The 21,207-nt window shown below is 71.8% G+C and carries 20 protein-coding genes; 13 read left to right on the top strand and 7 right to left on the bottom strand.

Going from position 1 to position 21,207, the window contains the following annotated elements:
• Positions 1-20: 20 nt before the first annotated feature.
• The 12 genes from BLU20_RS11000 to deoC all read left to right on the top strand — a co-directional run bounded on the left by BLU20_RS11000 (position 21) and on the right by deoC (position 11,687).
• Complete coding sequence (locus BLU20_RS11000; protein ID WP_083372536.1) at positions 21-1,208, top strand: amidohydrolase; 1,188 nt, start codon at positions 21-23, stop codon at positions 1,206-1,208.
• Positions 1,209-1,416: 208 nt separating this feature from the next.
• A complete protein-coding gene (locus BLU20_RS10995) occupies positions 1,417-2,505 on the top strand; it encodes a BMP family lipoprotein (RefSeq protein ID WP_029252390.1) in 1,089 nt (362 codons plus the stop codon).
• A gap of 113 nt (positions 2,506-2,618) precedes the next feature.
• The gene (locus tag BLU20_RS10990) at positions 2,619-4,163 is read left to right on the top strand and encodes an ABC transporter ATP-binding protein (RefSeq protein ID WP_043109237.1); all 1,545 of its coding nucleotides are present in this window, start codon (positions 2,619-2,621) and stop codon (positions 4,161-4,163) included.
• A complete protein-coding gene (locus tag BLU20_RS10985; RefSeq protein ID WP_029252392.1) occupies positions 4,160-5,410 on the top strand; it encodes an ABC transporter permease in 1,251 nt (416 codons plus the stop codon). The genes BLU20_RS10990 and BLU20_RS10985 overlap by 4 nt, the downstream gene beginning before the upstream one ends.
• Positions 5,407-6,681 (top strand): ABC transporter permease, encoded by a 1,275-nt coding sequence (locus BLU20_RS10980; RefSeq protein WP_029252393.1) that lies wholly within the window; start codon positions 5,407-5,409, stop codon positions 6,679-6,681. The genes BLU20_RS10985 and BLU20_RS10980 overlap by 4 nt, the downstream gene beginning before the upstream one ends.
• 4 nt (positions 6,682-6,685) lie before the next feature.
• Positions 6,686-7,093, top strand: a complete 408-nt coding sequence (locus tag BLU20_RS10975) for a cytidine deaminase (protein ID WP_029252394.1) — start codon at positions 6,686-6,688, stop codon at positions 7,091-7,093.
• Positions 7,090-8,391: a thymidine phosphorylase gene (locus tag BLU20_RS10970; protein ID WP_083372535.1), complete on the top strand. Its 1,302-nt coding sequence runs from the start codon at positions 7,090-7,092 to the stop codon at positions 8,389-8,391. The genes BLU20_RS10975 and BLU20_RS10970 overlap by 4 nt, the downstream gene beginning before the upstream one ends.
• Positions 8,388-8,768, top strand: coding sequence for a YidH family protein (locus tag BLU20_RS10965; protein WP_083372534.1), 381 nt, complete (start codon positions 8,388-8,390; stop codon positions 8,766-8,768). The genes BLU20_RS10970 and BLU20_RS10965 overlap by 4 nt, the downstream gene beginning before the upstream one ends.
• Before the next feature lie 2 nt (positions 8,769-8,770).
• On the top strand, positions 8,771-9,130 hold the full coding sequence (locus tag BLU20_RS10960; protein ID WP_083373040.1) for a DUF202 domain-containing protein: 360 nt from the start codon (positions 8,771-8,773) through the stop codon (positions 9,128-9,130).
• A 1-nt stretch (position 9,131) separates the two neighbouring features.
• Positions 9,132-9,860, top strand: a complete 729-nt coding sequence (locus BLU20_RS10955; protein ID WP_083372533.1) for a hypothetical protein — start codon at positions 9,132-9,134, stop codon at positions 9,858-9,860.
• 10 nt (positions 9,861-9,870) lie between these two features.
• Entirely contained in the window at positions 9,871-10,968 is a 1,098-nt protein-coding gene (locus BLU20_RS10950) for an adenosine deaminase (protein ID WP_083373039.1), read from the top strand.
• Complete coding sequence (deoC, locus tag BLU20_RS10945; RefSeq protein WP_083372532.1) at positions 10,965-11,687, top strand: deoxyribose-phosphate aldolase; 723 nt, start codon at positions 10,965-10,967, stop codon at positions 11,685-11,687. The genes BLU20_RS10950 and deoC overlap by 4 nt, the downstream gene beginning before the upstream one ends.
• A 60-nt stretch (positions 11,688-11,747) precedes the next feature.
• On the opposite strand, the gene BLU20_RS10940 is transcribed toward deoC, so the two are convergent.
• The gene (locus tag BLU20_RS10940) at positions 11,748-13,502 is read right to left on the bottom strand and encodes a phospho-sugar mutase (RefSeq protein WP_083372531.1); all 1,755 of its coding nucleotides are present in this window, start codon (positions 13,500-13,502) and stop codon (positions 11,748-11,750) included.
• Between the two features lies 1 nt (position 13,503).
• The gene (locus BLU20_RS10935; protein ID WP_083372530.1) at positions 13,504-14,352 is read right to left on the bottom strand and encodes a purine-nucleoside phosphorylase; all 849 of its coding nucleotides are present in this window, start codon (positions 14,350-14,352) and stop codon (positions 13,504-13,506) included.
• A 60-nt stretch (positions 14,353-14,412) separates the two neighbouring features.
• On the opposite strand from BLU20_RS10935, the gene BLU20_RS10930 reads away from it, so the two are divergent.
• Positions 14,413-15,837 carry an NAD(P)H-quinone dehydrogenase gene (locus tag BLU20_RS10930; RefSeq protein WP_157270438.1) on the top strand — a complete coding sequence of 475 codons (1,425 nt, stop codon included), beginning with the start codon at positions 14,413-14,415 and terminating at the stop codon, positions 15,835-15,837.
• Between the two features lie 15 nt (positions 15,838-15,852).
• Here the strand turns inward: BLU20_RS10930 and BLU20_RS10925 are convergent, their stop codons facing one another.
• The 5 genes from BLU20_RS10925 to BLU20_RS10905 form a co-directional block, all read right to left on the bottom strand.
• Complete coding sequence (locus BLU20_RS10925; RefSeq protein ID WP_029252404.1) at positions 15,853-16,308, bottom strand: hypothetical protein; 456 nt, start codon at positions 16,306-16,308, stop codon at positions 15,853-15,855.
• 74 nt (positions 16,309-16,382) lie between these two features.
• Positions 16,383-16,883: an NUDIX hydrolase gene (locus BLU20_RS10920; protein ID WP_083372528.1), complete on the bottom strand. Its 501-nt coding sequence runs from the start codon at positions 16,881-16,883 to the stop codon at positions 16,383-16,385.
• A 48-nt stretch (positions 16,884-16,931) separates the two neighbouring features.
• Entirely contained in the window at positions 16,932-18,725 is a 1,794-nt protein-coding gene (locus BLU20_RS10915; RefSeq protein WP_231959201.1) for an acetyl/propionyl/methylcrotonyl-CoA carboxylase subunit alpha, read from the bottom strand.
• A 162-nt stretch (positions 18,726-18,887) separates the two neighbouring features.
• The gene (locus tag BLU20_RS10910; RefSeq protein WP_083372526.1) at positions 18,888-19,496 is read right to left on the bottom strand and encodes a Maf family protein; all 609 of its coding nucleotides are present in this window, start codon (positions 19,494-19,496) and stop codon (positions 18,888-18,890) included.
• The gene (locus tag BLU20_RS10905) at positions 19,493-21,190 is read right to left on the bottom strand and encodes a DUF885 domain-containing protein (protein WP_083372525.1); all 1,698 of its coding nucleotides are present in this window, start codon (positions 21,188-21,190) and stop codon (positions 19,493-19,495) included. The genes BLU20_RS10910 and BLU20_RS10905 overlap by 4 nt, the downstream gene beginning before the upstream one ends.
• Between the last annotated feature and the right edge of the window lie 17 nt (positions 21,191-21,207).

Genomic DNA, 21,207 nt, shown 5'->3' with positions numbered 1-21,207 from the left:
CCGGCGTCTACCCTGGCGGGGTGAGCCCTCATAACGTCGTGACCGACCGGATCCGCACCCTGGTAGCCACGCTCCACGACGAGCTGGTCGCGGTGCGGCGAGACCTGCACGCGCACCCGGAGGTGGCGTTCACCGAGGTTCGCACGACGCGCGTCCTGGCCGAGCGGCTGCGGCTGGCCGGCCTCGAGCCCCGGCTGCTGCCCGGGACCGGGCTGGTGGTCGACGTCGGCGAGGTGGCGCCCGGGCAGGGCAGGATCGCGCTCCGCGCCGACATCGACGCGCTCCCGCTCACGGACACGTGCGAGCAGGAGTTCGCCTCGACCGTCGACGGCGTCGCGCACGCGTGCGGCCACGACGTCCACGCGACCGTCGTGCTCGGGGCGGCGCTGGTACTCGCCGAGCTCGACGCCGAGGGACAGCTCGCACGCGGCGTGCGCTGCATCTTCCAGCCCGCCGAGGAGATCATGACCGGTGGCGCGCCGGACGTCATCGCCGCGGGTGCGCTTGACGGGGTCGACGAGATCTACGCACTGCACTGCGACCCCAAGGTGGACGTCGGCACCGTCGGTACCCGGATCGGACCCATCACGGCGGCGGCCGACCAGATCTCCGTCACGCTCGGGTCGACCGGGGGGCACACGTCCCGGCCCCATCTGACCGGTGACGTCGTCTTCGCGCTCGCCCAGGTCGTCACGCAGGTCCCGGCCGTGCTCGGCCGCCGGCTCGACCCGCGGTCCGGCACCAACCTGACCTGGGGCGCCGTGCACGCCGGCGACGCCCACAACGCGATCCCGACGACGGGAGTGGCGCGTGGCACGCTGCGATGCCTCGACGGGCGGGCCTGGGAGCACGCGGCCAGCGTGCTCGAGTCCGCCGTCGGCCAGGTCGTCGCGCCGTACAACGTCACTGCCGAGGTGCATCACACGCGAGGCGTTCCGCCGGTGGAGAACGACGAGGCCGCGACGGGTCGGGTCGAGTCCGCCGCCCGTGCGGTGCTCGGCCCGCGGTCCGTGATCCTGACGGAACAGTCGCTCGGCGGGGAAGACTTCGCCTGGTACCTGACGCAGGTGCCGGGAGCGCTCGCGCGCCTCGGCACCCGTGCCCCCGGCGGTCGTTCCTACGACATCCACCAGGGTGACCTTCGGGTGGACGAGCAGGCGATCGACGTCGGTGTCGCGCTCCTGGCGCGCATCGCGGCGGGTGAGTAGTCCCACTTCGTGGACACGTCGCCGTCCGGCACGAGACGACCGGTGACGCTTGTGTAACAAACTCTGGCGTTACCTGGAAGTAACGTGCAGAGCGTGTGCGGGTGGATACAGTGTTTAGACAACGGACCGGTGTGACCCGGGGATGTTTCCCGGAAGAGGGCGAACCCCAGCAGCCGACGTCCATTCACCCCACGCAAGGAGTTCACCCGTGAAGAGAGCAGCGAAGGTCACTGCCGTGGCCACCCTCTCCGCCCTCGCCCTCGCCGCCTGCGGCGCAGCCCCTGAGGACGACAGCAGCAGCGCCGACGGCGCCGACAACTCGGACTTCAAGGCCTGCATGGTCTCGGACGCCGGCGGCTTCGACGACAAGTCGTTCAACGAGTCGGGCAAGCGGGGCCTGGACGCCGCGTCGGACGAGCTCGGCATCGAGACGCAGACCGCCGAGTCGCAGGCGAACGCGGACTACGCGCCGAACATCACGAACCTCGTCTCCGAGGGCTGCGACATGATCGTGACCGTCGGGTTCCTCCTCGCGACCGCCACCGGTGACGCCGCCACGGACAACCCCGACACCGAGTTCGCGATCGTCGACTCGACCGCTCAGGACGCCGACGGCAACCCGATCGAGCTCGACAACGTGAAGCCGCTCAGCTTCGACACCGCCCAGGCCTCCTACCTCGCCGGCTACGTCGCCGCCGGGATGAGCGAGACCGGGACCGTCGCCACCTACGGCGGGCTGCAGATCCCGACCGTCACCATCTTCATGGACGGGTTCGTCGACGGCGTCGCCAAGTACAACGAGGACAACGGCACCGACGTCAAGACGCTCGGCTGGGACAAGGAGGCCCAGAACGGCTCCTTCGTCGGCAACTTCGAGGACCAGGCGCAGGGCCAGCAGCTCACGCAGACCTTCATCGAGCAGGGTGCGGACGTCGTCCTGCCCGTCGCCGGGCCGGTCGGCCTCGGTACGCTCGCCGCTGCTCGTGACGCCGACGGTGTCTCGGTCATCTGGGTCGACTCCGACGGCGTCGAGACCAACCCGGACTACTCCGACATCATCCTGACCTCGGTCATGAAGGGCATCGACGCCGGTGTCCAGGACGTCATCACGACCGGTGTGAACGACGAGTTCTCGAACGAGGCCTACGTCGGAACGCTGGAGAACGAGGGCGTCGGCCTCGCGCCGTTCCACGACTTCGAGGAGACCGTCCCGCAGGAGCTCAAGGACCAGGTCGACGCGATCAAGCAGGAGATCATCGACGGCAGCATCGTCGTCGAGTCGCCCAGCGCTCCCTGACACAGCGCCGCACGATCACGAGCGAGCCGGCCCGGGCCACCGGGTCGGCTCGCCCGTGTCCCACTAGTCTTTGATTCAGGTCGCAAAGCCGCGACGCCCGGAAGGAGGGCTCCGTGAAGCTCGAACTGCGTGGCATCACCAAGAGGTTTGGCCCGCTGGTCGCGAACGACCACATCGATCTCGTCGTCGAGGAGGGCGAGATCCACGCCCTGCTCGGTGAGAACGGAGCCGGCAAGAGCACGCTGATGAACGTCCTGTTCGGCCTCTACACGGCGGACGAGGGCACGATCCTCCTGGACGACGAGGTCCGTGAGTTCGACGGTCCGGGCGACGCGCTCCGTGCCGGCATCGGCATGGTCCACCAGCACTTCATGCTCGTGCCCGTCTTCACGGTCGCCGAGAACGTCATGCTCGGCCACGAGGAGACCCGCGGGGCCGGGCTGCTCGACCTCGACGCCGCCCGCGAGCACGTCGTCGCGCTCTCCAAGCGCTTCGGGTTCGGGCTCGACCCCGACGCCGTCGTCGAGAACCTCCCCGTGGGCGTCCAGCAGCGCGTCGAGATCGTCAAGGCGCTCGCCCGCGACGCCAAGGTGCTCATCCTCGACGAGCCGACCGCGGTGCTGACCCCGCAGGAGACGGACGATCTCATGGAGATCATGCGTCAGCTGGCGGCGTCCGGTACCTCGATCGTCTTCATCACGCACAAGCTGCGCGAGGTGCAGGAGGTCGCCGACCGGATCACCGTGATCCGTCGCGGCGCCGTCGTCGGGACGGCGGAGCCGACCGCGCCCGTGGGCGAGCTCGCCGACATGATGGTCGGCCGCGCCGTGTCGCTCGGGGTCGACAAGGCACCGCCGCAGCGCGGCGAGGAGACGTTCCACGTCTCCGACCTGACGGTGATCGACGGGGTCGGCAACCGCGTGGTCGACGGCGTCTCGTTCTCGATCGCCCAGGGCGAGATCCTCGCGGTCGCCGGAGTCCAGGGCAACGGGCAGACCGAGCTGACCGAGGCGATCCTCGGTGTGCAGGAGTCAGCCGGCGGGTCCATCACCCTCGACGGTCGCGAGCTGCGCGGTCTGCGGCCCGACCAGGTGCTGACCGCGGGCGTCGGGTTCGTCCCCGAGGACCGGACCGTCGACGGACTGGTCCTCGACTTCACCGTCGCCGAGAACCTCGTCCTCGACCTCGTCTCACGGTCGCCGTACTCCAAGGGCGTCGCGATGAACCTGGCCGCGATCCGCAGCAACGCGGATGAGCGGATCGACGAGTTCGACATCCGCACGCAGGGACCGGCCGAGGAGGTCGGACGGCTCTCGGGCGGCAACCAGCAGAAGGTCGTCATGGCGCGCGAGCTGTCGCGCTCGCTGAAGCTGTTCGTCGCGAGCCAGCCGACGCGCGGCGTGGACGTCGGCTCGATCGAGTTCCTGCACAAGCGGATCGTCGCGGAACGCGACGCCGGCACCCCCGTGATGATCATCTCCACGGAGCTCGACGAGGTCGCCGAGCTGGCCGACCGGATCGCCGTGATGTACGAGGGGACGATCGTCGGAATCGTCGACGCGGACACGCCTCGGGAGGTCCTCGGCCTCATGATGGCCGGCGTCCCGTTGGAAACCGCCCGTGAACGGGCCACGCAGCACGAGGGAGACGACCAGTGAGCGAGACGACAGCACCGCCCCCTGAGTCCCAGGCGCCGGTGCCGGACAAGAACCTTCCGGAGCACACCGCCGGGACGGGCAGCCGGGCGTCGCAGGTGCTGCGCGAGGTCGCGACCGGCGGCTTCGGGGTGACGGTGCTCGCGTTCGTCCTCGCGCTCGTGGTCGGGGCGATCCTGATCCTGCTCGTGGACCCGGACGTCCAGGAGGCGGCGGGCTACATCTTCGCCCGGCCCTCGGACTTCTTCGGTGCGGCATGGTCGGCCGTCTCGGACGCGTACTCCGCGATGTTCCGCGGCGCGGTCGTGAACTACCAGGCGACCGACGCCGCGGGCTTCTTCCGCCCGATCACGGAGACGATGACGCTCGCGACGCCGCTGATCATCGCGGCCCTCGGTGTCGCCGTGGCGTTCCGCGCGGGCCTGTTCAACATCGGTGCCCAGGGCCAGGTGATCATGGGTGCGACCCTCGCCGGGTTCCTGGGCTTCACCTGGAACCTGCCGGCCGGCATCCACCTCCTGTTCTGCCTGCTCGGCGGCATCATCGCCGGTGGGATCTGGGCCGGGATCGCCGGGTTCCTCAAGGCGCGTACGGGTGCGCACGAGGTGATCGTGACGATCATGCTCAACTACATCGCGCTGTACCTCCTGCAGTACCTGCTGACCACGAGCGCGTTCGCGACGGGCAACCAGCCCAAGTCGCCGAGCGTGGCGTCGAGCGCCCAGCTTCCGCTCCTCCTGGGCGACGGCTTCCGGCTCAATGCCGGCTTCCTGCTCGCGATCGCCGCCGCGGTGTTCGTCTGGTGGCTCATGACTCGGTCGACGATCGGCTTCCAGTTCCGGGCCGTCGGCTCGAACGCGCACGCCGCGCGGACCGCCGGCATGAACGTGACGACCACGTTCATCCTCGTCATGGTGGTCTCGGGTGCCCTCGCCGGCCTCGCCGGTGCGACGCAGGTGCTCGGGACGGAGAAGTTCCTGACCGACGGCATCGCGGGCTCGCTCGGGTTCGACGCCATCACCGTCGCTCTGCTCGGTCGGTCCAAGCCGATGGGAATCTTCTTCGCCGGCCTGCTCTACGGCGGGCTGAACGTCGGCGGGCGCGTCATGGAGGTCTCGACGGGGACACCGATCGACATCGTGCTCGTGATCCAGTCGCTCGTCGTGCTGTTCATCGCGGCACCGCCGCTCGTCCGGGCGATCTTCCACCTGCCTGCACCGCGCGGTCTCTCGAAGGGAGTGGCGGCATGACCACCACCATGGATGTCCAGAACTCCGCGGCCGTCAAGACCGAGCCGTCGCTGCGGGTGCCGATCGTCCTCGGGGTGCTGGGCGTCGTCGCCCTCGTCCTCTTCGGACTGCTCGGCCCGGCGGGCGCCGTCACGACGTTCCGCATCTCCACCGGCGCGGACGCCATCCAGATCCCCGCGCTGGAGCTCCCGACCCGCGCGACCGGGATCGCGCTGTCGATCGTCATCCTCGCGCTCGCGGTGTACTCGTTCATCCTGGTACGCGCGGGCCGCAAGACGCCGACCTGGTTGCTCGCCGTCTTCGGTGTGCTGTGGGTGCTGACGTTCCTCACGTGGGCGGTAGCCGACAAGTCGACGTCGATCGTGAGCCTTCTGCAGGGCTCTCTGCTCCTCGCCGTCCCGTTGGCCTTCGGCGCACTGGGCGGTCTGCTGAACGAACGCGCCGGAGTCGTGAACATCGCGATCGAGGGGCAGCTCCTGACCGGCGCTTTCGGCGCCGCCGTCTTCGCGTCGATCGCCGACAACGCCTACGTGGGCCTGGTCGCGGCGCCGTTCTTCGGGCTGATCATCGGGTCGATGCTCGCGCTGTTCACGGTCAAGTACCACGTGAACCAGATCATCGTCGGTGTCGTGCTGAACGTCTTCGCGGTCGGTCTGACGACGTTCTTCTTCGGGTCGCTGCTCAAGGACAACGCGAGCACGCTCAACTCGCCGCCGCGTCTGGGCGTCATCGACATCCCGATCCTCTCGGACATCCCGATCATCGGGCCGGTGCTCTTCCGTCAGTCGATCCTCGTGTACATCCTCTACGTCGCGGTGATCCTCCTGACGATCGGTCTCTTCCGGACGCGGTGGGGGCTGCGCATGCGTGCGGTCGGCGAGTACCCGAAGGCCGCGGACACCGTGGGCATCGACGTCGAGAAGACCCGGTGGCACAACGTGCTCCTCGGGTCGATGGTCGCCGGCCTCGGCGGGGCGTTCTTCACGGTCGGCTCCGTGGGGGCCTTCGGCGAGGAGATGACCGCCGGCAAGGGGTACATCGCCCTGGCGGCCCTGATCCTGGGGCGCTGGAACCCGGTCGGCGCGCTGCTGGCCGCTCTCCTGTTCGGCTTCGCCGACAAGCTCCAGCAGGTGCTCGGCGTCCTCGAGACGCCGATCCCGAACCAGTTCATGCTGATGCTGCCGTACATCGTGACGATCTTCGCCGTGGCAGGGCTGGTGGGCCGCGTCCGCGGCCCGGCGGCCGCCGGCGAGCCGTACATCAAGGGGTGAGGCCGTGAGCGCGACGAGCACGGAGCCCGACTGGGACGCCCTGCGCGCCGCCGCGCGTGACGTGATGGACCGCGCCTACGCCCCGTACTCGGGATTCCGGGTCGGGGCGGCGGCGCTGGTCGACGACGGCAGGACGGTCGTCGGCTGCAACGTCGAGAACGCCTCGTACGGCGTGACGCTGTGCGCGGAGTGTGCGCTCGTCGGCGACCTCGTGGTCGGCGGCGGCGGGCGTCTCGTCGCGTTCACGTGCGTCGGCGGCGACGGATCCGTCACCATGCCGTGCGGGCGCTGCCGCCAGCTCCTCTGGGAGCACGGTGGCGCCGAACTGACCGTAGAAACCCCCCGCGGGCTGCGAGGCATGGCAGAGATCCTGCCGGACGCCTTCGGGGCCGAGGACCTGGAGCGAACATGAGCACCGAGAGCCACGACGCCGTCGACGTCATCCGTACCAAGCGTGACGGGGGAGAGCTGAGCCCCGGGCAGATCGACTGGGTGATCGACGCCTACACCCGCGGGATCGTCGCCGAGGAGCAGATGTCGGCCCTGGCCATGGCGATCCTGATCAACGGGATGAACCGCGACGAGATCTCCCGGTGGACGGGCGCGATGATCGCCTCCGGCGAGCGGATGGACTTCTCGAGCCTCGCGCGCCCGACGGCGGACAAGCACTCCACGGGCGGCGTCGGCGACAAGATCACGTTGCCCCTCGCGCCGCTGGTCGCCGTCTTCGACGTCGCGGTCCCGCAGCTCAGCGGGCGTGGCCTCGGGCACACGGGCGGCACCCTCGACAAGCTCGAGTCGATCCCCGGGTGGCGGGCGGCGCTGTCGAACGAGGAGATGCTCGCGCAGCTCGACGGCGTCGGTGCCGTGATCTGCCAGGCCGGGTCCGGGCTCGCCCCCGCGGACCGCAAGCTCTACGCGCTCCGGGACGTGACGGGCACGGTCGAGGCCATCCCGCTCATCGCCAGCTCGATCATGAGCAAGAAGATCGCCGAGGGCACGGAGGCACTCGTCCTCGACGTGAAGGTCGGATCCGGCGCGTTCATGAAGGACCTGGAGAACGCGCGTCAGCTGGCACGGACGATGGTGGACCTCGGCACCGACGCGGGCGTGCGGACCGTGGCGCTGCTGACCGACATGTCGACACCGCTCGGGCTGACGGCCGGCAACGCCCTGGAGGTCAGGGAGTCGGTCGAGGTCCTGGCCGGCGGCGGGCCGTCCGACGTGGTCGACCTGACCGTGGCTCTGGCCGTCGAGATGCTCGCGGGCGCGGGTCGGCCGCAGTCCGAGGACGACGTGCGGGCGGCGCTCGCCGACGGGCGTGCCATGGACGCGTGGAAGGCGATGGTCCGGGCGCAGGACGGCGACCCCGACGCCCCGCTTCCCGTCGCCCGGCACCAGGACGTCGTCCGCGCCGACCGCGACGGCGTCGTCTCGCACCTGGACGCCTACGGCGTCGGGGTGGCGGCCTGGCGCCTCGGCGCCGGGCGTGCTCGCCGTGAGGACCCGGTCCAGGCCGGGGCCGGGGTCGAGCTGCACGCGAAGCCGGGCGACACCGTCCGTGCCGGTGACCCCCTGATGACGCTGCACACCGACACTCCGGAGCGGTTCGCCCGCGCGCACGAGTCGCTCGCGGGGGCATGGGGCGTCGGCGACGGTGCACCGGGCCGCGGGCCCGTCGTCATCGACGAGGTCCGGAGCGAGGGATGAGCGATCCCGAGGACCGGAAGCCGACCTCCGTCTACGGGGTGGGCACCGACCCCGACGCACGGTTCAGTCTCGCCAACGAACGCACCGCGCTCGCCTGGGTCCGCACGGGCCTGAGCCTCGTCGCGGGCGGCATCGCGCTGACCTCGTTCGCGACCTTCGCGGACCTGTCGAGCGTGCTGGACGTCGTCGCCGGGATCGCGTGCCTGGCCGGTGGCGCCGTCGCGTTCTGGTCGCTGGTCGCCTGGCGGCGCAACGAGCGCGCGCTCCGTCTCGGGCAACCGTTGCCCCAGCCGACCGTCCTGCCGGTCCTCGTGACCGGCGTCGTCGGTCTGGGCATCGGACTCGCCGTGTACGCGGTGATGGCAGCCCTGCAGTGAAGATGCCGTTGCCTCGGCGACGTCGCGACCCACGGTTCCCCGGAGAGCCGTGGGACCCGGGTCTGCAGCCCGAGCGCACGGCACTCTCGTGGCAGCGCACCATCCTTGCGCTGGCCGTCGGGGCGATGGTCCTGTCCGCGACCGCGGTCCGGCTCGACCAGCCGGTCCTCACCGTCCTCGCCGCCCTGGTCGGCGTCATGGTGCTGGTCCCGGCGATCTTCCGGAGCCCCGACGGCGGGATGCCGAGCCACGGCCGGCTCCGGTCCTGGTCCTTTCTGGTCCGGCTCGCCGGGCTCGTGATGGCGCTCGCGGTTCTCGGTGTAGCCGTGACGGTCGTGTCGTTGATCGACATGACCGCGTGACGTGCCCCTGTCCCTCTCGGACGTGCTCGTCCGGTGCGGCGGCGGGCGACGGCCGGTACCTTTGCCCCCGTCGTCATGCAGCGACCTGCCCGAACATCGACGGCCCGTCGACCCGGTACGACAGGTCGACGCGACGACCTGCGGCGCGGCGGTCCTCGCCGTCCTCGCGGTCGCGGGTGGCAATCTCTCGACGGCAGCCGGCCGTCAGCACGACCTGCGACGACGGGCGACGTCGCTCGGCGTGGGCGCACCCTGGCCACGGGCCGGCGGCCTGCCGGCCTGGCCGCGGGCGCTCGGGATCCCGCCGTGGGGGCTGGCGCGCGAGGCGCGGTACGGGCCCGTGCGCTACCGGCACCAGGTCGTCGCGGACGACACCCCGCGCGGTCGCCGGGCACTGCTCGCACTCGCTGACTGGGCCCGCGTGGGAGTTCCCGTGCCCCTCTACGTGGGTGGGGACACGCGCGGGGGCGCGGCTCGCGCGGTGCCGCGGCACGTCGTCCTGCTCGTCGACGTCACGGGGCCGGTCGGCCGCGCGACCTGGCACCTGTACGAACCCTCGTCCGGGGCGATGACCTCGGTTCGCGAGGAGCACGTGCTCGGGGCGGGGCGAGAGGCTCTCGCCGCGCGGCGGCGGGCCTGGGGAGGATGGTGGCGGATCGCGTGGATGCTCGTGCCGGAGATGGCGCAGAACACCCACGACAGGACGCGCACGTGCCCCTGCGGCGGGTAGCGTGGTGGCCATGACACCAACCGAGCTTGAGGCGCAGATCGCAGCCTTGCCCAAGGTCGTGCTCCACGACCACCTCGACGGCGGGCTCCGGCCCCAGACCGTCATCGAGCTCGCCGCCGACGTCGGGCACGACCTGCCCGCGGACGGCGCCGAGGCCCTGGCGACGTGGTTCGCCGACTCCGCCGACTCGGGATCCCTCCCGCGCTACCTCGAGACGTTCGACCACACCATCGCGGTCATGCAGACCGCCGACGCGCTGCGTCGCGTCGCCCGCGAGGCTGTCGTCGACCTCGCGACGGACGGGGTCGTGTACGCCGAGCTGCGCTGGGCGCCCGAGCAGCACCTGCAGCGCGGTCTGAGCCTGCAGGAGACCGTCGACGCCGTCCAGGTGGGCATCGAGGAGGGCGTCTCCGTCGCCGCCGAGACGGGCCGGGGCATCCAGGTCGGCCAGCTCGTCACGGCGATGCGCCACGCAGACCGCTGGACGGAGATCGCGGAGCTCGCCGTCGCCAACCGGGAGAACGGCGTGGTCGGCTTCGACATCGCCGGCGCCGAGCTCGGATTCCCTCCCTCGCGCTTCCCCGAGACCTGGCGCTACCTCGCCGACCAGAACTTCCCCGTCACGATCCACGCGGGGGAGGCCGACGGCGTCGACTCCGTGGCGGAGGCCGTGCACCTCGGCCAGGCGACCCGCATCGGGCACGGCGTCCGGATCCTCGAGGACGTCGTGTTCGACGAGAGCACCCGGACCGCGACCCTCGGCCCGCTCGCGAACTGGGTCCGTGACCACCAGATCACGCTCGAGGTCTGCCCCTCCTCGAACGTCCAGACCGGTGCCGCGACCTCGATCGCGGAACACCCGATCAACCGGCTCAAGGAGCTCGACTTCGCGGTGGCGCTCAGTACCGACAACCGCCTGATGTCGCGGACCTCGATGACGCAGGAGATGACGCTGCTCGTGCAGGAGTGCGGGTGGACCATCGACGACCTCGCGGACGTCACGCTGACCGCCGCGTGGAGCGCGTTCATCCACCACGACGAGCGACGGGCACTCGTCGACGACGTCGTCCTGCCCGGTTTCCAGAAGATCGAAGGAGCACAGCTGTGACCACCACCCCTCTGGGCCGGGCGTCGCTGGCGAGGTTCGTCGACCACACCCTCCTGACCCCGCAGGCCACCCACGCCGACGCGGCCGCCCTCGTGGAGGAGGGGGTCGAGCTCGGCGTCTTCTCCGTGTGCGTCTCGCCGACGATGCTGCCGTTCGACCCCGCCACCACGCGGGAGCGCGGGCTCGCCGTCGCGACCGTCTGCGGTTTCCCGTCGGGCAAGCACCACAGCTCGATCAAGGCGGCCGAGGCAGAGCTCTCCGTCAAGCACGGGGCGGACGAGGTCGACATGGTGATCGACGTCGGCGCCGCGAAGGCCGGAGAGTTCGACGCCGTGCGGTCCGACATCGCCGCGGTGCGAGCCGCGGTGACCGGCGGCCGGATCCTCAAGGTCATCATCGAGTCGGCCGCGCTGACCGACGGCGAGATCGTCGCCGCCTGCCGTGCGGCGGAGGCTGCCGGGGCCGACTTCGTGAAGACGTCGACGGGCTTCCACCCCTCCGGCGGTGCGTCGACCCACGCCGTCTCGCTGATGGCAGAGACCGTCGGTGGCCGGCTCGGCGTGAAGGCGTCGGGCGGGGTCCGGACGCTCGCCGACGCGCTCGCGATGATCGAGCACGGCGCCACGCGGCTCGGGCTCTCCGGGACGGCGAAGGTGCTCGCCGGGTTCGACGAGGAGCCGGGCTCGGCACCGGTGAGCGAGGAGACCGGCGGCTACTGACCGTCGACGAACGAGCGGGGCCGGGAACCGTGAGGTTCCCGGCCCCGCTCGTTCGTTTCCCTAGAGTCCCAGGCTCGCCCGGATGTCTGCGCCGACCTGGTCGAGCTGGTCGCGCGCCTCGCGGCGGGCGGCGGACATGACCTCGTGGTCGGCCTCCGCCGCGACGGGACGGACGACCTCGAGATAGCACTTGACCTTCGGCTCGGTCCCCGACGGCCGCACGATCACCCGTGTCCCGTCCTCGCAGTGCAGGACGATCCCGTCCGTGGGCGGCAGGTCGCCGTGCCCGGCCGAGAGATCGACGATCTCCGTGACCCTGGAGCCGGCGAGCGTGGCGGGAGGCTCGTCGCGCAGCCGCTGCATGGTGGCAGGAATGAGGGAGAGGTCGGAGAACCGGGCCGAGACCTGGTCGGTGACATGGAGCCCGTGGGCACGCGCCAGGTCGTCGAGCGCGTCGACGATCGTCCGTCCTTCGCGGGCAAGATGGTCGGCGAGCTGGGCGATGACGACGGCGGCACTGATGCCGTCCTTGTCCCGGACCGACTCGGGGTCGACGCAGTAGCCGAGAGCCTCCTCGTAGCCGAACACCAGACCGTCGGCGCGGGAGATCCACTTGAAGCCCGTGAGCGTCGTCGTGTGCGTGAGTCCGTGCGCCCGGGCGATCGGACCGAGGATGCGCGACGACACCACGGAGCTGGCGAGCGTGGCACCCGGAGTCCCGTCGAACCGCGCGGCGATCTCGCTGCCGAGCAGCATCCCGACCTCGTCGCCGTGGAGCATCCGCCAGCCGCTGCTCGCTGCCGTCTCGGCCCCACGGTGCGTTCCGGCTCGGGGGTCGAGCACCGCGACCGCGCAGCGGTCCGCGTCGGGGTCGTTCGCGATCACCAGGTCGGCGTTCGTGTCCTGGGCGAGACCGAGCGCGAGGTCGATCGCCCCGGGCTCCTCCGGGTTCGGGAACGCGACCGTCGAGAAGTCGGGGTCCGGGCTCTCCTGCTCGGGGACGGGCACGACGTCCGTGAACCCTGCCTCGGCCAGCGCGGTGGCGAGCAGCGGTCCGCCGACGCCGTGGAGCGCGGTCGTGACGATCTTGAGGCGCCGGTCCTCGTCGGCGGTGAGCGTGCCGACCCGGTCGAGGTAGGCGCGGACGACCTTGTCGTCGATCAGCGACCACCCGGTCTCGGCGCGCGGCACGTCGACGGCGTCGGGTGCCGCCGCGATCCGGGCGGCGATCTCGGCGTCGTAGGGCGGGACGATCTGGGCGCCCTCGCCCGAACCGCCGACCGCCCGACCGCCGAGATACACCTTGTACCCGTTGTCGGCCGGGGGGTTGTGGCTCGCCGTGACCATGACTCCGGCGTCGGCGTCGAGATGGCGGACGCCGAAGGCCAGGAGAGGGGTCGGCAGCGCGCGCGGGTAGAGGTCGACGTGTGCGCCGGCGGCCGTGAGGACGGCGGCGGTGTCGAGGGCGAGCTGTTGGGACCGGTGGCGGGCGTCGTATCCGACGACGACCTTCGGTCGGTCCACGACGCCGGCCAGGTAGGCGCCGAGACCGGCTGCGGCGCGGATCACGACGGCGCGGTTCATCCGGAGAGGTCCGGCGCCCATCCGCCCGCGCAGTCCGGCGGTGCCGAACTGCAGGGTGCCGCTGAAGCGGTCGGCGAGGTCGGCGAGGATCTCGGCGCGTGCCTCGTCGTTGCGGGGGTCCGTGGACTCGACGCGCGCGAGCAGGTCCTCGAGCTCGGCACGGTCGTCCGGGTCGGGGTCGGCGGCGATCCAGGCACGGACCCGCTCGAGCAGGGCTGTGGTCGGTTCCATGTCAGACCTGCTTCGCGATGGCTGCGAGCAGCGCGCTGATCCGGGGGCCGGCCTCGCGACCTGCCTCGATGACCTCCTCGTGCGAGAGGTGCGTCGCACTGATCCCCGCGGCGAGGTTCGTGACGAGCGAGATCCCGAGCACGTCCAGGCCGCAGTGCCGGGCGGCGATGGCCTCGAGCGTCGTCGACATGCCGACGAGGTCGGCGCCGAGGACACCGGCCATGCGGACCTCGGCCGGGGTCTCGTAGTGGGGGCCGGGGAACTGGGCGTAGACGCCCTCGGGCAGCTCCGGGTCGACGGAGCGGGCGATCTCGCGCAGGCGGGCGCTGTACACCTCGCTCAGGTCGACGAAGGTCGCGCCCTCGAGCGGCGAGGTGGCCGTCAGGTTGAGGTGGTCCCGCAGGAGGACCGGGGACCCCGGCTTCCACGACGGATGGAGACCGCCGCAGCCGTTGGTCAGCACGATCGACTCGACGCCCGTGGCCGCCGCGGTCCGTACGCCGTGCACGACCCGTCGGACGCCGCGACCCTCGTACAGGTGCGTCCGCGAACCGAGGACGAGGGCGTACCGGACCTGGCCGTCCGCCCGCTCGATCCGGATCGAGCGGGTGGTCGCGCCGTGCCCGGCGACCGCGGGCTTGCTGAACCCGGGGATCTCGTGGCTCGGGATCTCTGCCACGGTCTCGCCGACGAGGTCGGCCGCCGCGCCCCAGCCGGAGCCGAGGACGAGGGCCACGTCGTGGCGGTCGACGCCGGAAGCCTCGGCGATGTAACGCGCTGCTTCCTGTGCGACGTCAAAAGGGTCCACCGCGGGGTCGTCCAGGGTGTCGTGTGCGTGCGATGTGGTCATGGTTAGAGGCTAGTCGCTCCTGCGCGGACCGCCCGTCCGGATGCTGACACAATAGGCGCCGTGAGTATCGAGACCCCACCCCAGAAGTCGAGCCGCGTCGTCATCCTCGGCGGTGGCCCCGGAGGATACGAGGCGGCGCTCGTCGCCCACCGTCTCGGAGCGGACGTGACCGTCGTCGAGCGCAACGGGCTGGGTGGTGCCGCGGTGCTGACCGACGTCGTCCCCTCCAAGACGCTGATCGCCACGGCCGAGTGGATGACGAACGCCGAGCAGGGCGCCGAGCTCGGTGTCCGGCGAGGCGAGTCGCGGCCGGCCGACGTCGCGAGCGAGCACTTCGTCGACCTCTCCGTCGTCAACGCGCGGGTCCGCAGCCTCGCGACGGCGCAGTCTGCCGACATCCGGTCCCGGCTCGAACGTGAGGGCGTGCGGGTCGTGATCGGCGAGGGTCGGCTCGACGGGCCGAGCACCGTGGTCGTCGACGGCGAGGACGGGACCGAGCGGCTGGACGCTCACGTCGTCCTGCTCGCGCTCGGCACGACGCCGCGGGTGCTGCCGACCGCGGTCCCGGACGGCGAGCGCATCCTCACCTGGACGCAGCTGTACAACCTCGAGGAGATCCCCGACCACCTGATCGTCGTCGGCTCGGGCGTCACGGGCGCCGAGTTCGCCGGGGCGTACCACGCGCTCGGTGCCGACGTGACGCTGGTCTCGAGCCGTGACCGCGTCCTGCCCGGGGAGGACGCCGACGCGGCCGAGCTCATCGAGGGGGTCTTCCGCTCGCGCGGGATGCGGGTCGAGTCCCGCATGCGCGCGGAGGCAGCCGAGCGGACGGCTGACGGTGTGGCGGTCACGCTCTCCGACGGCCGCGTGATCGAGGGTTCTCACGTGCTCTTCGCGGTCGGCTCGATCCCGTCGACCGACGGGATCGGCCTCGCCGAGGCCGGTGTCGAGCTCACCGAGAGCGGCCACGTCCGGGTCGACCGCGTCTCGCGGACCACCGCCCGCGGGGTCTACGCGGCCGGAGACTGCACGGGGGTCCTCCCGCTCGCCTCGGTCGCCGCGATGCAGGGCCGCGTCGCCATGTCCCATGCCCTGGGTGACGCCGTCAGCCCCATCAAGACGCGCAACGTCGCCGCGAACATCTTCACGGCGCCGGAGATCGCGACGGTCGGGTACAGCGAGAAGCAGCTCCAGGAGGACGGCGCGAAGTACGTCACGGCGACCCTCCCGCTCGCCCGGAACCCGCGTGCCAAGATGCAGGAGATGCACGACGGCTTCGTCAAGCTCTTCGCCCACCCGGACGCCGGCATCGTCCTCGGCGGCGTCATCGTCGCGCCTCGGGCGAGCGAGCTGATCTTCCCGATCACGCTGGCGGTCTCGCACCGTCTGACGGTCGACGACGTCGCGGACTCCTTCACGATCTACCCGTCGTTGAGCGGGTCGATCGCCGAGGTGGCGCGCATGCTCCATCCGCGCCACCCCTGACCCGGGGTCGACCGGCTAGCTGAAGTCGACGACGAAGCGACCGTCCTCGGTGCGCAGGTCGTGGAGCTCGACGCCCTTGGTCCGGACGACCGAGGCGAGGTCGACGAGGAACTCGTCGGAGGAGTCGCCGCGACGGACCGTTCCGGCGGGCAGGCCCCGCGCACTGAGCTTGCGCTCGAGGATCGGCATCGCCATCCCGACCAGCTTCTCCAGGGGCAGGCGGCGGGCGCTGACGGCGATGCCGATCCGCGCGATCCCCGCGTCGAACCCGCGGAGGGTCGCGGAGACCGCGACGACGGGCGCGACCTTGGCCGCGAACCGGATCGCGGTGGGCGGGTTCTGGATCTCGGCGATGGCGACGTCGGCCTCGACCGTCGGCGCGGTGCCGCGGACGTTCTTGACGATGGGGGGAAGGATCTTGGCCTGGCGGCCGAGAGTCGCGAGATCATTGACGGTCAGACGGAGTTCCATGGGCCGGAGTTTACTGGCGGCGCACGGTGGTCCGTGCCCGGCTCTCACCCGGTGGACGTCGGTGCGACCGCGCGCTAGTCGGCCAAAGCGGCGCGCAGCGACGGCCACGCGGCGGCGAATGCAGGGTGCAGCGGGAAGGCGTCGACAGCGTCGAGCGGCACCCACCGGACCGCGATGCTCTCGGCGTCGGTCGCGCGCGGCTCGGGGGCCGCCCCGGCTCGGACGTCGCACAGCACCGTCGTGTAGGACCAGTCGCCGTGGTCGAGGACCGACGTCGACAGGACACGGAGGTCGGCGGGCGACAGCCCTGCCTCTTCGCCGGCCTCGCGCAGCGCACCCTCGACCGCGGTCTCGTCCGGCCCGACGGCGCCGCCGGGGATTCCCCACGTGCCACCCTGGTCGCTCCAGAGCGCGCGGTGCTGGAGGACGACGTCGCGGGGCACGCCCGTCGCGTCGCGGCGGGCCACGAGAATTCCGGCGGCCCCGTGAAGACCCCAGTGCCGGCGGCCGCACGAGCACTGGACCCAGCCGTCACCCGGCTGGGGTGCTCGTGCGGGGACCGGGGGGCTGCTCACGCTCCTACTCTGCCATCCGCGCCGGCGGTCGCGGGGACCCGGCGGCCGTCAGCCGACGATCTCGCAGAGTGCGGTCCCCGAGGTCACCGAGGCTCCGACGGCCGCGGCGAGGGAGCCGACCGTCCCGGCCCGGTGGGCGAGGATCGGCTGCTCCATCTTCATGGCCTCGAGCACGACGATCAGGTCGCCCTCGGCGACGGCGTCACCGTCTCCGACCGCGACCTTGACGATGGTTCCTTGCATGGGCGACGCGAGCGTGGTTGCTGAGGACGTGGTGCCGGCACGAGCCGCCGCACGACGGGGGCGGCGTGCGGCGTTCGCGGTGCGCGCACGGTTCGCGACCCCGCCCAGCCCGGCCGGGATGACGACCTCCAGGCGCTTGCCGCCGACCTCGACGACCACGCGCTCCGTCGCGGGCGCGGAGTCCTCGTCGGCAGCCGGGGCAGCGGGCGCCGGCGAGAGGCCTGCCACCGTGTCGGCGAACTCGGTCTCGATCCACCGGGTGTGGATGGAGAACGGCTCGTCGTCGCTCTCGGGCACGAAGGCGGGTGCGTCGAGCACGGCCCGGTGGAACGGGACGACCGTCGGGATGCCCTCGATCTCGAGCTCGGCCAGCGCACGGCGTGCGCGCTCGACGGCCTGGCGGCGCGTGGCGCCCGTGACGACGAGCTTGGCGATCATCGAGTCGAACGCGCCGGTGATCGTGTCACCCTCGACCACGCCGGAGTCGACCCGGACCCCGGGGCCGCTCGGGAACCGGAGACGGGAGATCGTGCCGGGGGAGGGCAGGAACCCGGCCGCCGGGTCCTCGCCGTTCAGACGGAACTCGAGCGAGTGGCCGCGGGGCGTCGTCGTGGTGTAGCCCAGCTCTTCGCCGGCGGCGATCCGGAACTGCTCGCGGACCAGGTCGATCCCGGTGACCTCCTCGGTGACGGGGTGCTCGACCTGCAGGCGGGTGTTGACCTCGAGGAACGAGATGGTCCCGTCGAGGCCGACGAGGAACTCGCAGGTCCCGGCACCCACGTACCCGGCCTCGCGCAGGATTGCGATCGACGCTCGTGTCAGCTCGTCGACCTGCTCGGAGGAGAGGAACGGGGCGGGAGCTTCCTCGACGAGCTTCTGGTGCCGGCGCTGGAGGGAGCAGTCGCGGGTCGAGACCACGACGACGGTGCCGTGCTCGTCCGCCAGGCACTGGGTCTCGACGTGGCGAGGCTTGTCCAGGTAGCGCTCGACGAAGCACTCGCCGCGCCCGAAGGCTGCGGTCGCCTCCCGGACCGCGGAGTCGAAGAGCTCGTCGATCTCGTCCTCGCGGCGGGCCACCTTGAGCCCGCGACCGCCGCCGCCGAACGCCGCCTTGATGGCGATGGGCAGGCCGTGCTCGGCGGCGAACGCGCGCACCTCGCCCGCGTCCGCGACCGGGTCGGCCGTTCCTGGCACCAGCGGTGCTCCGGCGCGGTGGGCGATGTGGCGCGCGCTGACCTTGTCGCCGAGCGCGTCGATCGCCGCCGGCGACGGCCCGATCCAGATCAGGCCGGCGTCGATCACGGCGCTCGCGAACTCCGCGTTCTCGGCGAGGAACCCGTAGCCCGGGTGCACGGCGTCCGCGCCGCTGCGGCGGGCGATGTCGATGATCTTGGCAGCGTCGAGATACGTCTCGGCGGCGCGCGAGCCGCCGAGCGCGAAGGCCTCGTCTGCGAGGCGCACGTGCTGCGCCTCGCGGTCGGGGTCGGCGTAGACGGCGACCGATCGAAGTCCTGCGTCAGCACAGGCGCGAACGATCCGGACGGCGATTTCGCCTCGGTTGGCGACGAGCACCGAGGTGAGCTTTCTTCTGGCAGGCACGGCTCACCGTAACGCGGACGGTGCCCGCTCGACACGTTCCGTCCGGGTCGCGGCGCAAGATTGGGAATCTTCCCAACGCGCTCCGGCATGATTTGTAGGTATCGCACAGGCGAACCGCGTCCCCGCGCCCGATAGGGGCGCGGGATTGTTCCTCGGCGACAATCAGGTCGTGGTCCAGAGGTCCGTCCAGCGCACCCCGAGGCCCACCAGCATCTCGCGCACGAGCGGCAGACTGATGCCCACCACCCCGTGATGGTCGCCGTCGATGCCACGGACGAACGCGCCGCCGAGCCCGTCGATCGTGAACGCGCCGGCCACGTGCAGCGGCTCGCCGGTGGCGACGTAGGCGTCGATCTCCTCGTCGCTCACGTCCGCGAAGTGCACCGCCGTCGTCGACACCGCGGACGACCTCGTCCCGTCCGCGAGGATCACGCAGTGGCCGGAGTGCAGGTGGCCCGTCCGTCCGCGCATGGCCCGCCAGCGGGCCCGGGCCTCGTCGGCGTCGGCCGGCTTGCCGAGCACCCGCCCGTCCAGCTCGAGCATCGAGTCGCAGCCGATCACGACGTCGCCCGCCATGGCCGGGTGCGCACGCGCCACGACGGCGGCCTTCGCCTCCGCGAGCAGCGTCACCGCCTCGGTCGGCGTCACGTCGCCGGCCTCGCGGAGAACCCGGTCCTCGTCGACCGACGAGACGAGGACGACGGGTTCGATCCCGGCGGCACGCAGCGTCGCGAGCCGCGCGGGGGAGCGGGAGCCCAGCACTAGCCTCATCGGCCGAGCTCCGTCCGCAGCACGTCCAGGCCGACCGATCCGAGTCCGAGGGCCCGTGCGTGGAACCGCTTCAGGCTGAAGTCCTCGCCACGGTCGGCCGAGGCGGCCCGTGCCTCGTCCCGGGTGCGCTCCCAGAGGCGTTGCCCGATCTTGTACGACGGCGCCTGGCCGGGCCAGCCGAGGTAGCGGTCCAGCTCGAAGCGCAGGGACGCCTCGGGCAGTGCGACGTTCTCGCGCAGGAACGTCCAGGCCGTGTCGGCGTCCCAGCGGCCCGAGCCCCACCGACGCGGGACCTCGAGACCCAGATGCACCCCGAGGTCGACGACGACGCGCGCCGCCCGCAGCCGCTGCGCGTCGAGCATGCCGAGGCGGTCGCCCGGGTCGTCGAGGTGACCGAGGTCGGCCATCAGCCGCTCGGCGTACAGCGCCCAGCCTTCGCCGTGACCCGAGACCCAGCAGGCGAGGCGACGCCACGAGTTCAGCGACCCGCGGTCGTGGACGGCCTGGCCGCACTGGAGGTGGTGCCCCGGCACACCCTCGTGGTACACGGTCGTGCGCTCCATCCAGGTGCTGTGCTCCGTGACGTCCGGCGGCACCGACCACCACATCTGACCAGGCCGCGAGAAGTCGTCGCTCGGCGGGGTGTAGTAGATCCCGCCCGTCTGCGTCGGCGCGATGCGGCACTCGAGCGTGCGCACGGCCTCGGGGATGTCGAAGTGGACGCCGTCGAGGGCGTCGATCGCCGCGTCCGACGTCTCCTGCATCCACCGGCGCAGCGCCTCGGTGCCCACCAGACGTCGATCAGGATCGGCGTCGAGCAGCGCGACGGCGTCGGCGATGCTGGCCTGCGGACCTGCGACCTCGCGGGCCGTGGCCTCCTGCTCGGCGATCACCCGGTCGAGCTCGGCCACGCCCCACGCGTACGTCTCGTCCAGGTCGACGCGGGCGCCCAGGAACCACCGGGACCAGAGCGAGTAGCGCTCGCGGCCGACGGCGTCGGGCAGCGGTGCCTGCGGGGCGAGCTCGGTCTCCAGGACCTCGGCGAGCTCGCCGTACGCCTCCGCCGCGGTCCGGGCCGCGTGGTCCAGGTCCCCGCGCAGCAGCTGGCACGCACCCGAGTCGTCGAGAACGCGCTCGGACCCGGCGACGAAGGAGCGGAAGAACGAGTCCGGGCCGGCCAGCTCGCGCGCCTGCCCGGCGGCGACCACCACCTGACGGTGCGCCGCGACGTCCCCGCGCGCCGCGGCCTCGCGCAGCGACCGGGCGTACCCGCCGAGGGCCTCGGGGACCGCCTCGAGACGTGAACGAACCGCCTCCCAGTCCTCGACGGAGGCGGTCGGCTGGAGGTCGAAGATGTCGCGGACCCGCTGGAGCGGCGACTCGATGTTGTTGAGCTCGCGCAGGTCCTCGCCGGCCTCGTGCAGCTCGAGCTCCAGGCCGAGGCGCTCCCGCATCGCCGCCAGGGTCACCCGGTCGGTGTCGTCCACGGGGGCCACCGCGTCGAGCTCGCGCAGGGTCGTGCGGGTCGCCTGCGCCCGCTGCGCCAGCCCGTCGGGCGAGAGGTCGGTGAGCCGGTCGTCGTGGCCCGGAAGGCCCATGGCGGTCGCAGCGATCGGGTCGAGCTCCGCGACGCGACGCACGTGGCGCTCGGCGATCGTGTCGACCGGTGTGGGTGTCCGTTCCTGATCCGTCACCCCGTGAGGCTACCCAG

It is taken from the genome of Paraoerskovia marina (genome assembly GCF_900105445.1).
GTDB lineage: Bacteria > Actinomycetota > Actinomycetes > Actinomycetales > Cellulomonadaceae > Paraoerskovia > Paraoerskovia marina.
This window is presented reverse-complemented; position numbering and strand designations above follow the sequence as displayed.